This window comes from Saccharopolyspora spinosa NRRL 18395, assembly GCF_000194155.1.
In the GTDB taxonomy this organism is placed as follows: Bacteria; Actinomycetota; Actinomycetes; order Mycobacteriales; family Pseudonocardiaceae; genus Saccharopolyspora; species Saccharopolyspora spinosa.
The window spans coordinates 820,944-837,140 of sequence record NZ_GL877879.1; the positions used below are offsets into that span (position 1 = coordinate 820,944).

Annotated in this window: 8 protein-coding genes; 4 read left to right on the top strand and 4 right to left on the bottom strand. The window is 65.6% G+C overall.

Annotation, left to right across the window (positions count from 1 at the left end; translation table 11 throughout):
* The 3 genes from SSPN_RS45165 to SSPN_RS49180 all read right to left on the bottom strand — a co-directional run.
* Positions 1-826 (bottom strand): beta-ketoacyl synthase N-terminal-like domain-containing protein (locus SSPN_RS45165; RefSeq protein ID WP_083822037.1); only part of this gene is annotated, 826 nt, incomplete at its 3' end.
* Positions 827-849: 23 nt separating this feature from the next.
* Complete coding sequence (locus tag SSPN_RS0122785; protein ID WP_010309393.1) at positions 850-8,637, bottom strand: type I polyketide synthase; 7,788 nt, start codon at positions 8,635-8,637, stop codon at positions 850-852.
* A gap of 115 nt (positions 8,638-8,752) precedes the next feature.
* Entirely contained in the window at positions 8,753-9,538 is a 786-nt protein-coding gene (locus SSPN_RS49180; protein ID WP_010309395.1) for a class I SAM-dependent methyltransferase, read from the bottom strand.
* 496 nt (positions 9,539-10,034) lie between these two features.
* On the opposite strand from SSPN_RS49180, the gene SSPN_RS0122795 reads away from it, so the two are divergent.
* Positions 10,035-11,207: a nucleotide disphospho-sugar-binding domain-containing protein gene (locus tag SSPN_RS0122795; protein ID WP_029535629.1), complete on the top strand. Its 1,173-nt coding sequence runs from the start codon at positions 10,035-10,037 to the stop codon at positions 11,205-11,207.
* 39 nt (positions 11,208-11,246) lie between these two features.
* Positions 11,247-11,999 carry a TylF/MycF family methyltransferase gene (locus SSPN_RS0122800; protein WP_010309406.1) on the top strand — a complete coding sequence of 251 codons (753 nt, stop codon included), beginning with the start codon at positions 11,247-11,249 and terminating at the stop codon, positions 11,997-11,999.
* A gap of 5 nt (positions 12,000-12,004) precedes the next feature.
* On the opposite strand, the gene SSPN_RS0122805 is transcribed toward SSPN_RS0122800, so the two are convergent.
* Positions 12,005-13,192, bottom strand: a complete 1,188-nt coding sequence (locus tag SSPN_RS0122805; protein ID WP_010309409.1) for a class I SAM-dependent methyltransferase — start codon at positions 13,190-13,192, stop codon at positions 12,005-12,007.
* A gap of 188 nt (positions 13,193-13,380) precedes the next feature.
* Between SSPN_RS0122805 and SSPN_RS45175 the strand changes: the two genes are divergently transcribed.
* On the top strand, positions 13,381-14,949 hold the full coding sequence (locus SSPN_RS45175) for an FAD-binding oxidoreductase (protein ID WP_237710693.1): 1,569 nt from the start codon (positions 13,381-13,383) through the stop codon (positions 14,947-14,949).
* 13 nt (positions 14,950-14,962) lie between these two features.
* Positions 14,963-16,156, top strand: a complete 1,194-nt coding sequence (locus SSPN_RS56965) for a hypothetical protein (RefSeq protein WP_010309414.1) — start codon at positions 14,963-14,965, stop codon at positions 16,154-16,156.
* Positions 16,157-16,197 lie beyond the last annotated feature (41 nt).

Here is a 16,197-nt window from a genome sequence, read left to right on the forward strand (position 1 = left end):
CACCGGAGCCCTCGGACCACCCCGTGCCATCAGCCGCCTCTGCGAACGACTTACACCGGCCATCAGGCGACAACGCCCGCTGACGGCTGAAGGAAATGAACGCACCCGGCGTGGACATCACCGTGACCCCACCCGCCAACGCCAGGTCACACTCCCCCGACCGCAACGCCTGAGCCGCAAGATGCAACGCCACCAACGACGACGAACACGCCGTATCCACCGTCACCGCAGGACCCTCGAACCCGAACGAATACGCAACCCGGCCCGAAAGAACCGCTGCCGCACCGCCCGTCAGCACATGACCTGCCACCGCAGGCGGCGGCGTCCGCAACCACGACGCGTAGTCCTGGCCATTGGTGCCGACGAACACGCCAACGCGGGAACCGCGTGTCGACCGCTGCTCCAGCCCAGCCCGCTCGAAGACCTCCCACGCGACTTCCAGCAGCAACCGCTGCTGCGGATCCATCGCCAGCGCCTCACGCGGCGAAATCCCGAAGAAACCCGCGTCGAACTCCGACACGCCCTGAAGAAAACCGCCCGCGCAGGCATACGACGTGCCAGGACGATCGGAGTCCGGAACGAACACGCCATCCAGGTCCCATCCGCGATCCCCCGGAACTTCGGAGATCGCGTCCACACCGCCGGCAGCCAGTTGCCACAGGTCCTCCGGCGAGGAGACCTGACCGGGATAACGACAACTCATCGCCACGATCGCGATGGGATCGTCCTTCTCCGCGGAGAACCGATCCCTGCCGCGCCGGAGGCGTTCGTTCTCCTTGAGCGATGCTCGCAGTGCCTCGACAACTTCTTCGTAACTGGTGGTCACCGTCATCTCCCAGGTCGGCGGTCTCAGGACTCGCGTTCGCCCAGCGCTGCTTCGACGAGGCCGGCTACATCCATCGCATCGATCGAGGTCGCGGCCGCATCGTCCGAGGAGATACCGGAGTCGACCGGGTGTCCGGCAAGTGCGAGCAGCGGACTCACCAAGCCTGCCTCGCGCAAGGCCGGGAACGGGATCGACGTCAGTGCCGCTCTGATTCGCGCCTCGTCCTCCTCGGGAATGCCTGCTCCTGCGGACTCGGGAAGAAGCCTCGCCCGCAGCTCCGCAGCCAGTTCCGCAGGCGTGGGATGGCTGAAGATAATTGTCGATGGCAACTGGAGGCCGGTAGCTCGATTGAGCCGAACGCGGAGTTCGACCGCGGCCTGCGAGTCGAATCCGCTGTCCTTGAAGGCTCGTTCCGATGCAACGGCCGCTGCCCCGGGGTGTCCCAGCACCAGAGCGGTTTCGCCGCGTACCAGCTCCAGGATCAGCTGTTCCTGTGTCGGCCTCGGTGCCGCGGACAATCGCTGCCGCCATTCCAACGACGCGTCGGCAAGGACTCCCGCCTCGGGCTGGGCATCGACGAGGAGTTCCTTGACCTCGGCCAGTTCGTTCAGCAGCGGCCGCGGCCTAGCCGCCAGCAATCCCGCGCTGAAACGTGCCCAATCGACATCGGCCACTACCAGGGAAATTTCGTCCTGTTCCACGGCCTGCCGGATTCCGGCGATGGCGTGCTGCGGAGCCATTGGGGAAAGGCCGTATCGGCGCAGCTGGTCTCCTGTTTCTCCGGAGGCCATGCCCTCGCCGGCCCACGGCCCCCAGGCCACCGCAGTCGCGACCAGCCCTCGCGACCGACGCTGTTCCGCGAGCGCATCCAGATAGGCATTCGCCGCTGCGTAAGCCCCGTGTCCCCCAGCGCCCCAAACTCCTGACACCGATGAGAACAAGACGAACGCGTCCAATTCCACATCGGCCAACAAGGCATCCAGATTCGCGGCACCGGCCACCTTTGCGGACAACACGTGATCGAAATCAGCCAGGCTCATTGCCGCCGCATCACCAGTCTCGATCACGCCTGCCGCATGCACTACCGCGGTCAACGGGTTTTCAGCCGGAAGGGCTTTCAGCACTTCGGCGAGCGCCTCGCGATCGGTCACATCGCATGACACGATCGACACCCGGGTACCCAGATCCTCCAGTTCCGTCCGCAACTTCTCAGCACTCGGTGCCTGCTCGCCGCGTCGACTCACCATCGCCACATGTTCGGCTCCGGCGTCGGCCAGCCAGCGAGCAACGTGCGCCCCCAAACCACCCGTGCCGCCCGTCACCAGCACCGATCCCCTGGGGCGCCACGCCTTCTTCACATCAGCTGAGACAGTGTGGCGTACCAACCGACGCGCGAACATGCCGTCAGGACGGATCGCGACCTCGTCCTCATCGAGACCTGCCAGCACAATCGACAACCGCTCTTGAGCGTCTTCGTCGAACAAGACCGGAATATCGATCAAGCCGCCCCACCAGTCCGGATGCTCCAACCCCACAACACGCCCCAACCCCCACGCCAGGGCCTGCGCTGGACGAACCGGTACATCTCCCACCGACACGCCACCACACGTCAGCAACCACAACCGGGCAGTCGCACCAGCTGCCCGCAAAACCCGCACCAACTCCACGGTCAACGCAAAACCCCGTGACACCGCAGAAAATCCCGGAAGGACCGATTCTTCCAAGCACAACATTGACAACACGCCAACAAGATCCGGAAGGCCCGAACACAGGGTTCGTACCCGGTCGCCGAAGGAGGTCGGGTCGGGATCAGCTTCCACCAACACCACCGAGGCACCACGTGCCCGCAGTGCCGTAACGCAGTCCACCACCTCCGGTTCGCTGGACCAGCCATGAGGCGCGAAGACCAGCCAGGTACCGAAAACAGTTCCCATCGGCGGGAGTCCGGCTACCTGCCGCCAGCCAATTCGGTAACACCGCTGATCCATAATGGACTCGGTGGTGCGGGTTCGCTGCCAACCGGCCAACACCGGAAGGGCGCTTCTCAGGGAATCCACAGCAGCGCCGTCGTCCACAATGCCCAATACGCGTGCAAGCGATTCCACATCTTCGTGCTCGACGGCGCCCCAGAACTTCGCTTCGACACGCCTGCCCATGTCGCCGGCGGAAGATTCACGCAGCGCGTTCAGCCAGTACCGCTGTCGTTGGAAGGCGTAGGTGGGCAGCTCGATTTGCTTCGCCCTTGTACCGGCGAAGAACGACCGCCAGTCCACCGCACCACCACGTACGTGGACGTGTGCCAGGGCCGTCATCACCTTCTGCGCCTCGTCCTGGTTCCTGCGCATCGCCGGGACCGCGCTCAGCCGCCCGGCGTGATCGGATGCGGCGACACATTCCTGGATCAGCGCCGACAACGCCCCGTCCGGACCGAGCTCGACAACAGTGGCCACATCGTGCTCGACCAGCGCCTGGACACCGTCGGCGAAGCGGACCGGCTCTCGCACCTGACGCACCCAGTAGTCGGGCCCGCTCATCCTGCCAGCGTCATCGAGGTCTCCGGTCAAGGTCGACACGATCGGCACTTCACAACGCCGGTAATCCACGGTTCGTGCCAATTCGGCGAACTCCGCCAGCATCGGATCCATCCGATACGAATGAAACGCATGCGACACCCGCAACCACCTCGACCGGATCCCTTGCCCGTCCAGCCGACCGGCAAGGTCATCGAGCACATCCCGATCACCAGAGAGCACCACCGACCCCGCAGCGTTGACCGCGGCGATCCCCACACGATCACCCTGATCGGCCAACAACGACCACAACAGCTCCTCACCAGCAGGCACCGCCAGCATCCCACCGCCAGACGGCAACGCCTGCATCAACCGGGCACGACCCGCCACCAACCGAGCCGCACCCGACAACGACACCACACCCGCCGCGAACGCCGCCGCCAACTCGCCCACCGAATGCCCCAACACCACACTCGGCCGAACCCCCCACGAATCCAGCAACTTCAGCAAGCCCACCTGCAACGCGAACAAACCCGACTGCGCCCACAACGTCCGATCCAGCAACTGCGCATCCGAACCGGACACCACCTCCCGAACCCCGATTTCCTGGCCCAGATGCGCATCCAGCTCGGCACAAGCTTCGTCAAAGGCAGCAGCGAACACCGGAAAAGCCCGGTAAAGCCCCCGGCCCATCCCCAGCCACTGACCACCCTGACCGGAAAACACAAACCCGATGCGGCCCCCAGCCCCCACAGATCCGGTCACCAACCCAGAAGCCTCATGACCGGCAGACAGCGCTTTCACACCGCACAACAACGTTTCACGGTCCGACCCCAGCACCACCGCTCGCTCATCCAGCGCCGACCGTGTCAACGCCAGCGAGTACCCAACATCCAGCGAGGAGACATCAGGTCGCTCGTCCAGATAGGTCATCAACGCCGTTGCCTGCGCGGATAGCGCTTCGGGTGTTTTGCCCGACACCATCCACGGCACCACCGGAACATCCACGACAGAGCCCGAACCCGGCCCCGCAGACTGACTCGGCACTCCCGGGGGCTGTTCGAGGATGACGTGCGCGTTAGTACCACTGATCCCGAACGACGACACCCCCACCCGACGAACACGACCACTCCCGGGCCAGGGCGTGTTCTCCGTAAGGAGTTGAACCGTCCCCGCCGACCAATCCACCCCAGAAGTCGGCTCATCCACGTGCAACGTGCGCGGTAGCTGCCCGTGCCGCATCGCCATCACCATCTTCATGACGCCGGCTATCCCCGCAGCTGCCTGCGCGTGACCGATGTTCGACTTCATCGAGCCCAACCACAATGGCCGTTCCGGAAGCCGGCCCTGGCCGTAGGTGGCGATCAGCGCCTGCGCCTCGATCGGATCACCAAGCCGCGTGCCCGTCCCATGCGCCTCCACAGCATCCACATCGGACACCGACAACCCCGCACTCGCCAATGCCTGGGCAATCACCCGCTGCTGCGACGAACCATTCGGCGCGGTCAAACCATTCGACGCACCGTCCTGATTCACCGCACTACCACGAACAACCGCCAGCACCTCATGCCCATTCCGCCGGGCATCCGACAACCGCTCCAGTAGAACCAGGCCAGCACCCTCGGACCAGCCGGTGCCGTCGGCGGCCTCCGCGAACGACTTGCACCGCCCATCCGGCGCCAAACCACGCTGCCGCGAAAACTCCACGAACATCCCCGGCGTGGCCATCACGGTCACACCACCGGCCAACGCCAGATCACACTCACCCGAACGCAACGACTGACACGCCAAATGCAGGGCCACCAACGACGACGAACACGCCGTATCCACCGTCACCGCAGGGCCCTCGAACCCGAACGAATACGCAACCCGACCCGACGCCACACTCGTGGTGCTGCCGGTGAGCACGTACCCGGCCGCCTCCTCGGACGCTTCGTGCAGGCGTGGCCCGTAGTCCAGGGAGGTCGCGCCGACGAAGACCCCGGTTTGACTTCCGTGCAGGTGCTGCGGGTTGATCCCGCCTCGTTCGACTGCTTCCCAGGCGATTTCCAGCAGCAACCGCTGCTGTGGATCCATCGCCAACGCCTCGCGCGGCGAAATCCGGAAGAACCCGGGGTCAAAATCCGGGGCGCCATGCAAGAACCCGCCGGCGCGCACGTGCGATGTCCCCGCACGCTCCAGGTCCCAACCTCGGTCAGCCGGGAACTCGGACACGACGTCCCGCCCAGCGGCGACCAACTGCCACAACTCCTCGGGCGAGGACACCCCACCCGGAAACCGACAGCCCATCCCGATCACGGCGATAGGCTCGTCCGCATCGGAGTCCGGCCGGTGTGACGTCATGGGAGCCGGCTCGCCCAACAACAACGTCCGTACCTGGCGGGCGAGCTTGTCCGGCGTAGGACAGTCGAAAACGACGCTCGGTGCGAGTCGCAGACCTGTGGCGGCGTTTAGGCGGTCGCACAGCTCGACCACCATCGAGGAATCGAAGCCCAGGTCCTTGAACGTCCGATCCGGGTCCACCTCTTTCGGATCGGAGTGGCCGAGGACCACGGCTGCCTGTGCCCGGATCATCGTGAGGGTCGTCGAGTCCACGTCCGCCCTCGGCGAAGACCGCAGCTTTTCCCGCAACGCCGTCGACACGTCGCTCTCGGGCATGGCGACGTCGGGAAGCTTCGCGTCCAGCCAGTAGCGCTGTCGCTGAAAGGCGTACGTCGGCAGGTCGACCCGCTGCGCCCCGGTACCGGCGAAGACCGCGTGCCAGTCCGCGGCCACTCCGTGTACGTGTGCTCTGGCCAGCGACGTCAGCGCCTGCCGCATGCCACCTTCGCCGCGGCGGAGTGTCCCGAGCGCCACTACCTCCCGCCCTGCTCGCACGGCGGTTTCCTGGATGTTCGCAGTCAGCACCGGGTGTGGGCTGATCTCGATGAATGCGTCGTACCCCCGCTTCAACAGGGCCTCGACGGCCGCTTCGAACAGCACCGGTTGACGAAGGTTGCGGTACCAGTAGTCGGCGTCCATCGGCCGGTCCAGCAGGTCCCCGGTCGTCGTCGAATAGATCGGGATGCTTCCCGTCCTGGGTTCGACCGGCGCCAACAGCCCCAGCAGCTCATCCCGGACAACCTCGATGTGAGGCGAATGGGAGGCGTATTCAACGGGAATCCGGCGCATCCGGAGCTCTCGGTCTGCGCACTCGGCCAGCAGTTCCGCCATCGCCTCCCGGTCCCCTGACACCAGGGTCGACGACGGTCCGTTCACCCCCGCCACGCCGATCCGATCGCGCCAGGGCAACAGGATTTGCCGCACCTCTTCGGCGGGATGCTGCAACGAGGCCATCGCGCCACTGCCGGCCAGCGCCGTCAGAAGCCTGCTGCGCACCGCCACCACCCTGGCGGCATCGCGGACGGACAGGGCCCCGGCGACGCAGGCCGCCGCGATCTCCCCCTGCGAGTGCCCGACGACCGCCACCGGACGCACGCCCCACGAACGCCAGAGCTCCGCGAGCGAGACCATGATGGCGAACAGCGCGGGCTGGACGACATCGTCGTGGTCAAGGTGCGCAGCGCCGGCCGCGTTGCGCAGCACATCCAGCAGGGACCAATCCAGGTGCGGCGCCAATGCGTCGGCGCAGTCCGACATCGACGCCGCGAAAACCTCGGAGGTTTCGAGCAGCTGCCTACCCATCCCGATCCACTGGCTGCCCTGTCCGGGAAAGACGAAGACCGCTGCCCGCTCGCCGGAAGTCGCGCCGTGGCACAGCGTGGGCGCGTCGTCGCCGTCAGCGAGGGCCTTCAACCCGGCGAGCAGTTTCGGTTCGTCGTCCGCGACCAGCGCGGCCCGGTGCGGCAGCGCGGATCGAGTGGTCGCCAGTGAGTAGGCGACGTCCAACGGACTTTGACCGGCCGTATTGAGGTGCGTGTGCAAGCGCGCCGCCTGCGCACGCAATGCGACCGGTGTTCTGGCCGACAAGACCCACGGCATGGTCGCCTCAGCGGGTCCACTGCGCCGTCGCTCCACCCGGGACGTGCCGGAGAGCACCAGGTGGCAGTTCGTGCCTCCCATTCCGAAGGCGCTGACGCCGGCCAGCAGCGGCCCCTCGCTCTCCGGCCACGGCCGCAGATCACGCTGGACGCGTAGGTTCAATTCGTCCAGCGGGATTTCCGGGTTGGGGGCGGTGAAATGAAGACTCGGCGGCAGTTCGCGGTGCCAGATGCTGAGTGCGGTCTTCAGCAACCCGGTGACGCCCGCCGCTGCTTCCAGATGGCCGACGTTGGTCTTCGCCGACCCCACACGCAGCTCGTCGCCGGGCCGTCTCGCCGCCCCCAGGACAGCTCCGAGGGCTGCTGCTTCGACGGGATCCCCGACCCTGGTCGCGCTGCCGTGGAGCTCGACATACTGCACGGCGGCCGGGTCGACGCCCGCGTTCCGGTATGCCTGGCGCAGCAGCTCCGCCTGGGCGTCCGCCGCCGGAACGGTGAGCCCGGCACCGCCCCCATCGTTGTTGACCGCGCTGCCGCGGATGAGGCAGTAGATCCGGTCGCCATCGGCGTGCGCCTGATCGGCCTTCTTCAGCACGACAAGGCCGCCGCCCTCACCACGGACGTAACCGTTCGCCCGCACATCGAAGGTGAAGCAGCGACCGTCCGGGGAGAGCGCGCCGAAGTCCATCAGAGCGCTGTTGCTCTCGGCGGCCAGGTTGAGGTTCACGCCGCCGGCGAGTGCGATCGTGCACTCACCCCGTCGCAGGCTCTCGCTGGCGAGATGCACGCCGACCAGGGACGAGGACTGACCTGAATCCACCGTCAGGCTTGGCCCGCGCAGGCCGAGCACATAGGACACGCGGTTGGCGATCAGGCTTCGATGGGTGCCGGTGAGGCGGTACTGCGCAGCCACTTCCGGCGGGCTCTCGCGCAGCAGGGCGGCGTAGTCGTCAGAGATCGCCCCCATGAACACACCGGCGGCAGTACCGCGCAGCTCGCCGGCGGGGATACCGGCGTCTTCGAGTGCCTCCCAGGCGAGCTCCAGAGCCAGCCTCTGCTGGGGATCCACGGCTGCCGCTTCTCGCGGCGAGATCCCGAAGAACTCGGGATCGAAGCAGTCGACATCAGCCAGGAAACCACCCCATTCCGGGCCCTTGGGCGCATCCCGACCAGGCAACGGGTCGCCCCACCGCCCTTCCGGGACCGTGGTGATGGCGTCCGTTCCGGTGCGCAGCAACCGCCAGAAGGAAGCCGGGTCAGGCGCCTGGGGTAGGCGGCAGGACAGTCCGATGACGGCTATCAGGTTCCCGGCTTCGCTCATTCGGTACTGCCCCTCCGATTCCTGGACACACCACCAGTAAGTTCAGCCTCTGCTGGCGCCGCCACCGGCGATTCCCCGACACGGCGCATGAACGTCATCGAATTGCGGCGCGCCCTCAGCCGACCGGCTTCCGCGCCGTCAGAATCGCATAGCCCATGTCGTGGGCATATTTCTCATAATCGCAGACCGCGGCGGCCCAGCCGGCGACAGCCGGCCCGTACCTGTCCGCGATCCCGTGCTGGTGCGCAGCGAGCTCTTCGGCGAACTGCGGCATGAAGTACCGGGTCCTCGACGACACGTCCTCCCAATCGAGGATCTCGAACCCCGCTGCACGCAGCGATTCCAGAAGTTGCTCAGCCAGGCAGATCCGAAGGCCGGTCGGCCACCTGTCCCCGGACACCGGCATCCCGCCGCCCGCTTCTCGTTTGACGACCTCGGTGACGCCGAGGATGCCACCGGGTTTGAGTACTCGAAGGATTTCCCGGATGGCACGGTCCGGTTCGGACATCTCCAACAGCGACTGCATGGCCCAGGCGGCGTCGAAAGCATTGTCCGGGTACGGCAGGGACATGGCATCGACGCACGAGAAGTCCACCCGGTGGCTTAGTCCGCGTTCGCGTGCGCAATCAGCGGCGATGGCCACTTGCACCTGGCTGACGGTGATGCCGGTGATCTGGATCGCGTTGTCGCGCGCGACGCGCAGCGCTGGTTGTCCGGTACCGCACCCCACATCGAGCAGTCGAACGCCGCCATCGAGCACGGTCCGTTCGGCGACAAGGTCGGTGAGCCGGTCGGCGGCCTGCTGCCAGGAAGCCCGCCCGTCGTTCTCCCAGTAGCCGTGGTGGATGGCGCAGGGGCCGCCCGCGACCGAGTTCAGCAACGGCGTGACCAGGTCATACATCTGCCCAACCTGCTGCGATGTTGGTGCGCCACCTGGCAACACCGGTATGCCTGATCTCTGCAACGTTCACCTTCTCGTAATTTTCTGGAACCGAGCAGGAAACACACAGAGAGAAAAGACGGCAAACTAGCCGTCAGTTAATTCGCGGTTACCGCCGCATGCGGCGGTACCGACTATAACTATCCGGCCAGGAGGCAAACAGCCAGCGCAAATCTTCCCCATGAATCCCCGCAGAACCAACGGTGATCACCGTACAGGTCCGGCCCACCCCGATCGAGCGGAGCTCGCGCATTTCACTCGTTCGCGTGAAACCAGGTGCGGCGACCCAAAGATCTTCGATGGTCGCGTGACATTCCTGCCGTGACACACTATTGTTGCCGCCGGAAGTCCGTTGGACGTCAACGGCGATCGACATACGCAGCGCATTTTCCAAATCCTGGCCAATGGGAGTAGGGGCTGCTGCGCTAATCGGGGGAAAGAGACTGGGGTCCGAAGTATGCGCGTACTCGTCGTTCCCTTGCCCTATCCGACGCATCTCATGGCAATGGTGCCGCTGTGCTGGGCGCTGCAAGCATCCGGGCACGAGGTCCTGATCGCCGCACCACCAGAGCTGCAGGCGACCGCGCATGGTGCAGGTCTCACCACGGCCGGGATCCGCGGGAACGACAGGACCGGCGATACGGGTGGAACCACGCAGCTGCGCTTTCCCAATCCGGCGTTCGGTCAGCGCGACACCGAGGCAGGCCGGCAACTGTGGGAGCAGACCGCGTCCAATGTCGCGCAAAGCTCGCTCGATCAGCTCCCCGAATACCTTCGACTGGCCGAGGCCTGGCGACCGTCAGTGCTGTTGGTCGACGTCTGCGCGCTGATCGGCCGGGTGCTCGGCGGATTGCTCGACCTGCCGGTCGTGCTGCACCGCTGGGGAGTCGACCCCACCGCAGGCCCCTTCAGCGATCGAGCCCACGAGTTGCTTGACCCGGTGTGCCGGCACCACGGACTGACCGGCCTGCCCACTCCCGAGCTCATCCTCGATCCCTGTCCGCCGAGCCTGCAAGCAAGCGACGCGCCGCAAGGCGCACCGGTCCAGTACGTGCCGTACAACGGAAGCGGCGCATTCCCGGCATGGGGCGCGGCGCGCACCTCAGCACGGCGGGTCTGCATCTGCATGGGCCGCATGGTGCTGAACGCCACCGGGCCGGCTCCGCTGCTGCGCGCAGTAGCGGCTGCCACCGAGTTGCCCGGCGTCGAGGCCGTGATCGCCGTTCCCCCCGAGCACCGGGCACTTCTCACCGACCTACCCGACAACGCCCGGATCGCCGAATCGGTCCCGCTCAACCTGTTCCTGCGTACCTGCGAGCTGGTCATCTGCGCGGGCGGCTCGGGAACGGCATTCACCGCGACCCGACTCGGCATCCCGCAACTCGTGCTTCCCCAGTACTTCGACCAGTTCGACTACGCGCGCAACCTCGCCGCTGCCGGGGCGGGCATCTGCTTGCCGGATGAGCAGGCCCAGTCCGACCACGAACAGTTCACCGACTCAATCGCAACGGTGCTCGGCGACACCGGCTTCGCTGCTGCGGCAATCAAACTCAGCGACGAGATCACGGCCATGCCCCATCCCGCCGCGCTGGTGCGGACGCTGGAGAACACTGCGGCCATCCGTGCCTGATGAACTAGTCACCCGAGAACAGCTGGATCCGGAGAACCGATGCCCTCCCAGAACGCGCTGTACCTGGACCTGCTCAAGAAGGTACTCACCAACACGATTTACAGTGATCGGCCGCATCCGAACGCCTGGCAGGACAACACCGACTACAGGCAGGCCGCTCGGGCCAAAGGCACGGACTGGCCAACTGTCGCGCACACGATGATCGGTCTGGAGCGGCTGGACAACCTCCAGCACTGCGTGGAAGCCGTGCTCGCAGACGGTGTTCCCGGGGATTTCGCCGAGACCGGTGTCTGGCGGGGCGGCGCATGCATCTTCATGCGCGCGGTTCTCCAGGCATTCGGAGATACCGGACGTACCGTCTGGGTAGTGGATTCCTTCCAGGGAATGCCGGAAAGCTCTGCGCAAGACCACCAAGCGGACCAGGCTATGGCGCTGCACGAGTACAACGACGTGCTTGGCGTATCGCTTGAGACCGTCCGGCAGAACTTCGCCCGCTACGGGCTGCTCGACGAACAGGTCAGGTTCCTCCCCGGCTGGTTCCGGGACACCTTGCCCACCGCCCCCATCCAGGAACTCGCCGTGCTACGACTCGACGGCGACCTCTACGAATCCACAATGGACTCATTGCGGAACCTGTACCCGAAGCTCTCGCCGGGCGGATTCGTCATCATCGACGACTATTTTCTGCCGTCCTGCCAGGACGCGGTGAAGGGGTTCCGCGCGGAACTCGGGATCACGGAACCCATCCACGACATCGACGGCACGGGCGCCTACTGGCGCCGCAGCTGGTGAACGGCTCAGCCGTCCTCGACGCCGAGCGCTTGCCGGGGCACGAACCCCGGCGCGGCAGGCTCAGCGTTGAGCCCTTTCTCCACGAATACCAGGTTGTGGTAGAAGTGCAGGGCCGCCACGTTCCGTTCCGTGTAGGAGGGCTCGGTCCCGCACCGCGATTCGCGCTCCTGATAATGCAGGCCGTCGATCAGTTCTTTGAGCATGTCGATCGAGGTGCGCTGGGCCGCGGGTTCCCCATCGCGACCGCCGTAGCCGGGCCAGTACGCCGTCTGGAGATCCTCGATGACGTACAAACCACCTGGGCGGACGTGCGGAAACAGGGATTGGAAGGATTTCTTGACGTGGTCGTTGACATGGCTGCCGTCGTCGATGACAATGTCGAACGGCCCGATCTTCCCCGCCATGTCTTCCAGGAATTCCGCATCGCTCTGGTCACCTCGCAGCTTTCGCACTCGGTGCCCTTCGTTCCCGGCTTTCTCGAAAATGTCCAGCCCGTAAACGAGACCTCGCCGGAAGTACCGCTGCCACATGCGCAGCGAAGCACCACCGAGTTCGGGTGCGTGATAACCACCGATTCCTATTTCCAACACTCGCACCGGGGCATCCTGGAATCGGGAGAAGTGGTGCTCGTAGTGTTCGGTGTACCAGTGCAGGTCCGCCCATTTGTCGGATCCGTAGCGGACTGCCAGCGCACCGAGGTCCGCGCGCCTGGTGGCGGCTGCGGCCAGCACGGCGTGCACCGCGGTGGACACCCTGTTCCGGAACGCCAGCAGGCGCTGCGCGCCGGCGAGGCCCTGGTCGGGCGAGAACTGCGTCATGCTGTCCGACCAGCGGACTTCACGGCTGTTGTGCCGCCTGCCGTCAACCGGGCCGAAGAGCCCTTCCAGCAGATCCACCGCGTCGAACCGGAGAACAGCAGCTGCTTCGGCGACCGCCGCGAGCCGCAGGCCTGCGTGATCGAGCTCAACGGTTCTCCGGACCAGCTGAGCGCCAGAAGTGATCTCCAGGCCGATTCGCACCGACTCGTCCAACGACAGCGGATCGCAGCGTACGACGAGTTCGTCGACGATGGCGTCGGCCACCGCGTCCAGTCCGGCCACCTGCACTGCTTCCTGGAGCTTCGCCGGGCCCGCACCCGCCGCGAGCAGCAAACGCTCCACCACCGACCAGGGGGCAACTGCGATCTCACTCATGGAAAGTCATCACCTTTTCGGTTCCAGCGCATACGGCACCATGCGCACCGCGATATCGATCCACAAAGTAGAGCCGGCGGAGGCGACCGGGTTTCACGTATGAGCTGAAACACACAGATAATCACCCGGACGCGTAGATGATCTCGGCTGCGGGCGAACAAAGTGGACCAGTCAGAAAAGGAGGGGCGGTGCCCGAATTCCATGACCCGGCACCCATGAATCGTCGAACCCCAGGAACAGAGATCACCGTCGAGCCCGACGATCCTCGTTATCCGGACCTCGTCGTCGGGCACAACCCCCGTTTCACCGGAAAACCCGAACGCATCCACATCGCCAGCTCCGCCGAAGACGTCGTGCACGCCGTCGCCGACGCCGTGCGCACCGGCAGGCGGGTAGGGGTCCGCAGCGGCGGGCACTGCTTCGAGAATCTCGTTGCGGACCCGGCGATCCGAGTGCTCGTCGACCTCTCCGAGCTCAACCGCGTGTACTACGACAGCACGCGCGGGGCATTCGCGATCGAGGCGGGCGCCGCCCTCGGGCAGGTGTACCGAACCCTGTTCAAGAACTGGGGCGTGACGATCCCGACCGGCGCATGTCCCGGGGTGGGCGCAGGCGGGCACATCCTCGGCGGGGGATACGGCCCGCTGTCGCGCCGATTCGGTTCGGTCGTCGACTACCTTCAAGGCGTCGAGGTCGTCGTGGTCGACCAGGCCGGTGAAGTGCACATCGTCGAGGCCGACCGGAACTCCACGGGCGCCGGTCACGACTTGTGGTGGGCGCACACCGGTGGCGGTGGCGGCAACTTCGGGATCGTCACCAGGTTTTGGCTCCGAACGCCGGACGTGGTCAGCACCGACGCCGCAGAGCTCCTGCCACGGCCGCCCGCGACAGTGCTGCTCCGATCGTTCCACTGGCCGTGGCACGAACTGACAGAGCAGTCATTCGCCGTGCTCCTACAGAACTTCGGCAATTGGTACGAGCAGCACAGCGCGCCTGAATCCACGCAACTCGGGTTGTTCAGCACGCTCGTCTGCGCACACCGGCAAGCTGGCTACGTCACGCTGAACGTTCACCTGGACGGCACGGATCCGAACGCGGAACGCACCCTGGCCGAACACCTGTCGGCGATCAACGCCCAGGTCGGCGTGACTCCAGCCGAAGGGCTGCGGGAAACCCTGCCGTGGTTGCGATCGACCCAGGTGGCCGGGGCGATCGCCGAAGGCGGCGAACCGGGCATGCAACGGACCAAGGTCAAAGCCGCCTACTTGCGCACCGGGCTGTCCGAAGCTCAACTAGCCACGGTTTACCGGCGGCTGACCGTCTACGGATACGACAACCCTGCGGCGGCGCTGTTGCTGCTCGGTTACGGCGGTATGGCGAATGCCGTGGCTCCGTCGGCCACCGCACTCGCTCAGCGCGACTCGGTTCTCAAAGCGCTGTTCGTCACGAACTGGTCGGAGCCCGCCGAGGACGAGCGGCATCTGACCTGGATTCGCGGTTTCTACCGCGAGATGTACGCCGAAACCGGCGGAGTTCCGGTGCCAGGTACCCGTGTCGACGGCTCCTACATCAACTACCCGGACACCGACTTGGCCGATCCATTGTGGAACACCTCCGGTGTTGCCTGGCACGACCTGTACTACAAAGACAACTACCCGCGGCTGCAGCGGGCCAAAGCGCGGTGGGATCCGCAGAACATCTTCCAGCACGGCCTGTCGATCAAACCGCCGGCACGGCTTTCACCCGGTCAGCCATGAGGAGCTCATCACGATGTCCACAACGCACGAGATCGAAACCGTGGAACGCATCATCCTCGCCGCCGGATCCAGTGCGGCGAGCCTGGCCGACCTGACCACCGAACTCGGACTCGCCAGGATCGCACCCGTGCTGATCGACGAGATCCTCTTCCGCGCGGAACCGGCCCCCGACATCGAACGGACCGAGGTCGCGGTCCAGATCACCCACCGAGGCGAGACCGTTGACTTCGTCCTGACGCTACAGTCCGGTGAGCTGATCAAGGCCGAGCAACGACCGGTCGGAGACGTCCCGCTGCGGATCGGTTACGAGCTCACCGATCTCATCGCCGAGTTGTTCGGCCCAGGAGCTCCCAGGGCCGTCGGCGCCCGGAGCACCAACTTCCTCCGAACCACCACATCCGGTTCGATACCCGGTCCGTCGGAACTGTCCGATGGCTTCCAGGCCATCTCCGCAGTGGTCGCCGGCTGCGGGCACCGACGTCCCGACCTCAACTTGCTCGCCTCCCACTACCGCACGGACAAGTGGGGCGGCCTGCACTGGTTCACCCCGCTATACGAGCGACACCTCGGCGAGTTCCGTGATCGCCCGGTGCGCATCCTGGAGATCGGTGTCGGTGGCTACAACTTCGACGGTGGCGGCGGCGAATCCCTGAAGATGTGGAAGCGCTACTTCCACCGCGGCCTCGTGTTCGGGATGGACGTTTTCGACAAGTCCTTCCTCGACCAGCAGAGGCTCTGCACCGTCCGCGCCGACCAGAGCAAGCCCGAGGAGCTGGCCGCCGTTGACGACAAGTACGGACCGTTCGACATCATCATCGACGATGGCAGCCACATCAACGGACACGTGCGCACATCCCTGGAAACGCTGTTCCCCCGGTTGCGCAGCGGTGGCGTATACGTGATCGAGGATCTGTGGACGACCTATGCTCCCGGATTCGGCGGGCAGGCGCAGTGCCCGGCCGCACCCGGCACCACGGTCAGCCTGCTCAAGAACCTGTTGGAAGGCGTTCAGCACGAGGAGCAGCCGCATGCGGGCTCGTACGAGCCGAGCTACCTGGAACGCAATTTGGTCGGCCTCCACACCTACCACAACATCGCGTTCCTGGAGAAAGGCGTCAACGCCGAAGGCGGCGTTCCTGCTTGGGTGCCAAGGAGTCTGGACGACATATTGCACCTGGCCGACGTGAACAGCGCGGAGGACGAGTGAACAGCAGAGGGGCGAACACACAGGCATTTCCGACCGCGGAT

What these genes read in the sequence shown, in the direction of transcription:
- SSPN_RS0122785 (WP_010309393.1), bottom strand. Translation starts at nt 8,637, where the DNA reads ATGAGCGAAGCCGGGAACCTGATAGCCGTCATCGGACTGTCCTGCCGC.
- SSPN_RS0122795 (WP_029535629.1), top strand. Translation starts at nt 10,035, where the DNA reads ATGCGCGTACTCGTCGTTCCCTTGCCCTATCCGACGCATCTCATGGCA.
- SSPN_RS49180 (WP_010309395.1), bottom strand. Translation starts at nt 9,538, where the DNA reads ATGTATGACCTGGTCACGCCGTTGCTGAACTCGGTCGCGGGCGGCCCC.
- SSPN_RS56965 (WP_010309414.1), top strand. Translation starts at nt 14,963, where the DNA reads ATGTCCACAACGCACGAGATCGAAACCGTGGAACGCATCATCCTCGCC.
- SSPN_RS0122800 (WP_010309406.1), top strand. Translation starts at nt 11,247, where the DNA reads ATGCCCTCCCAGAACGCGCTGTACCTGGACCTGCTCAAGAAGGTACTC.
- SSPN_RS0122805 (WP_010309409.1), bottom strand. Translation starts at nt 13,192, where the DNA reads ATGAGTGAGATCGCAGTTGCCCCCTGGTCGGTGGTGGAGCGTTTGCTG.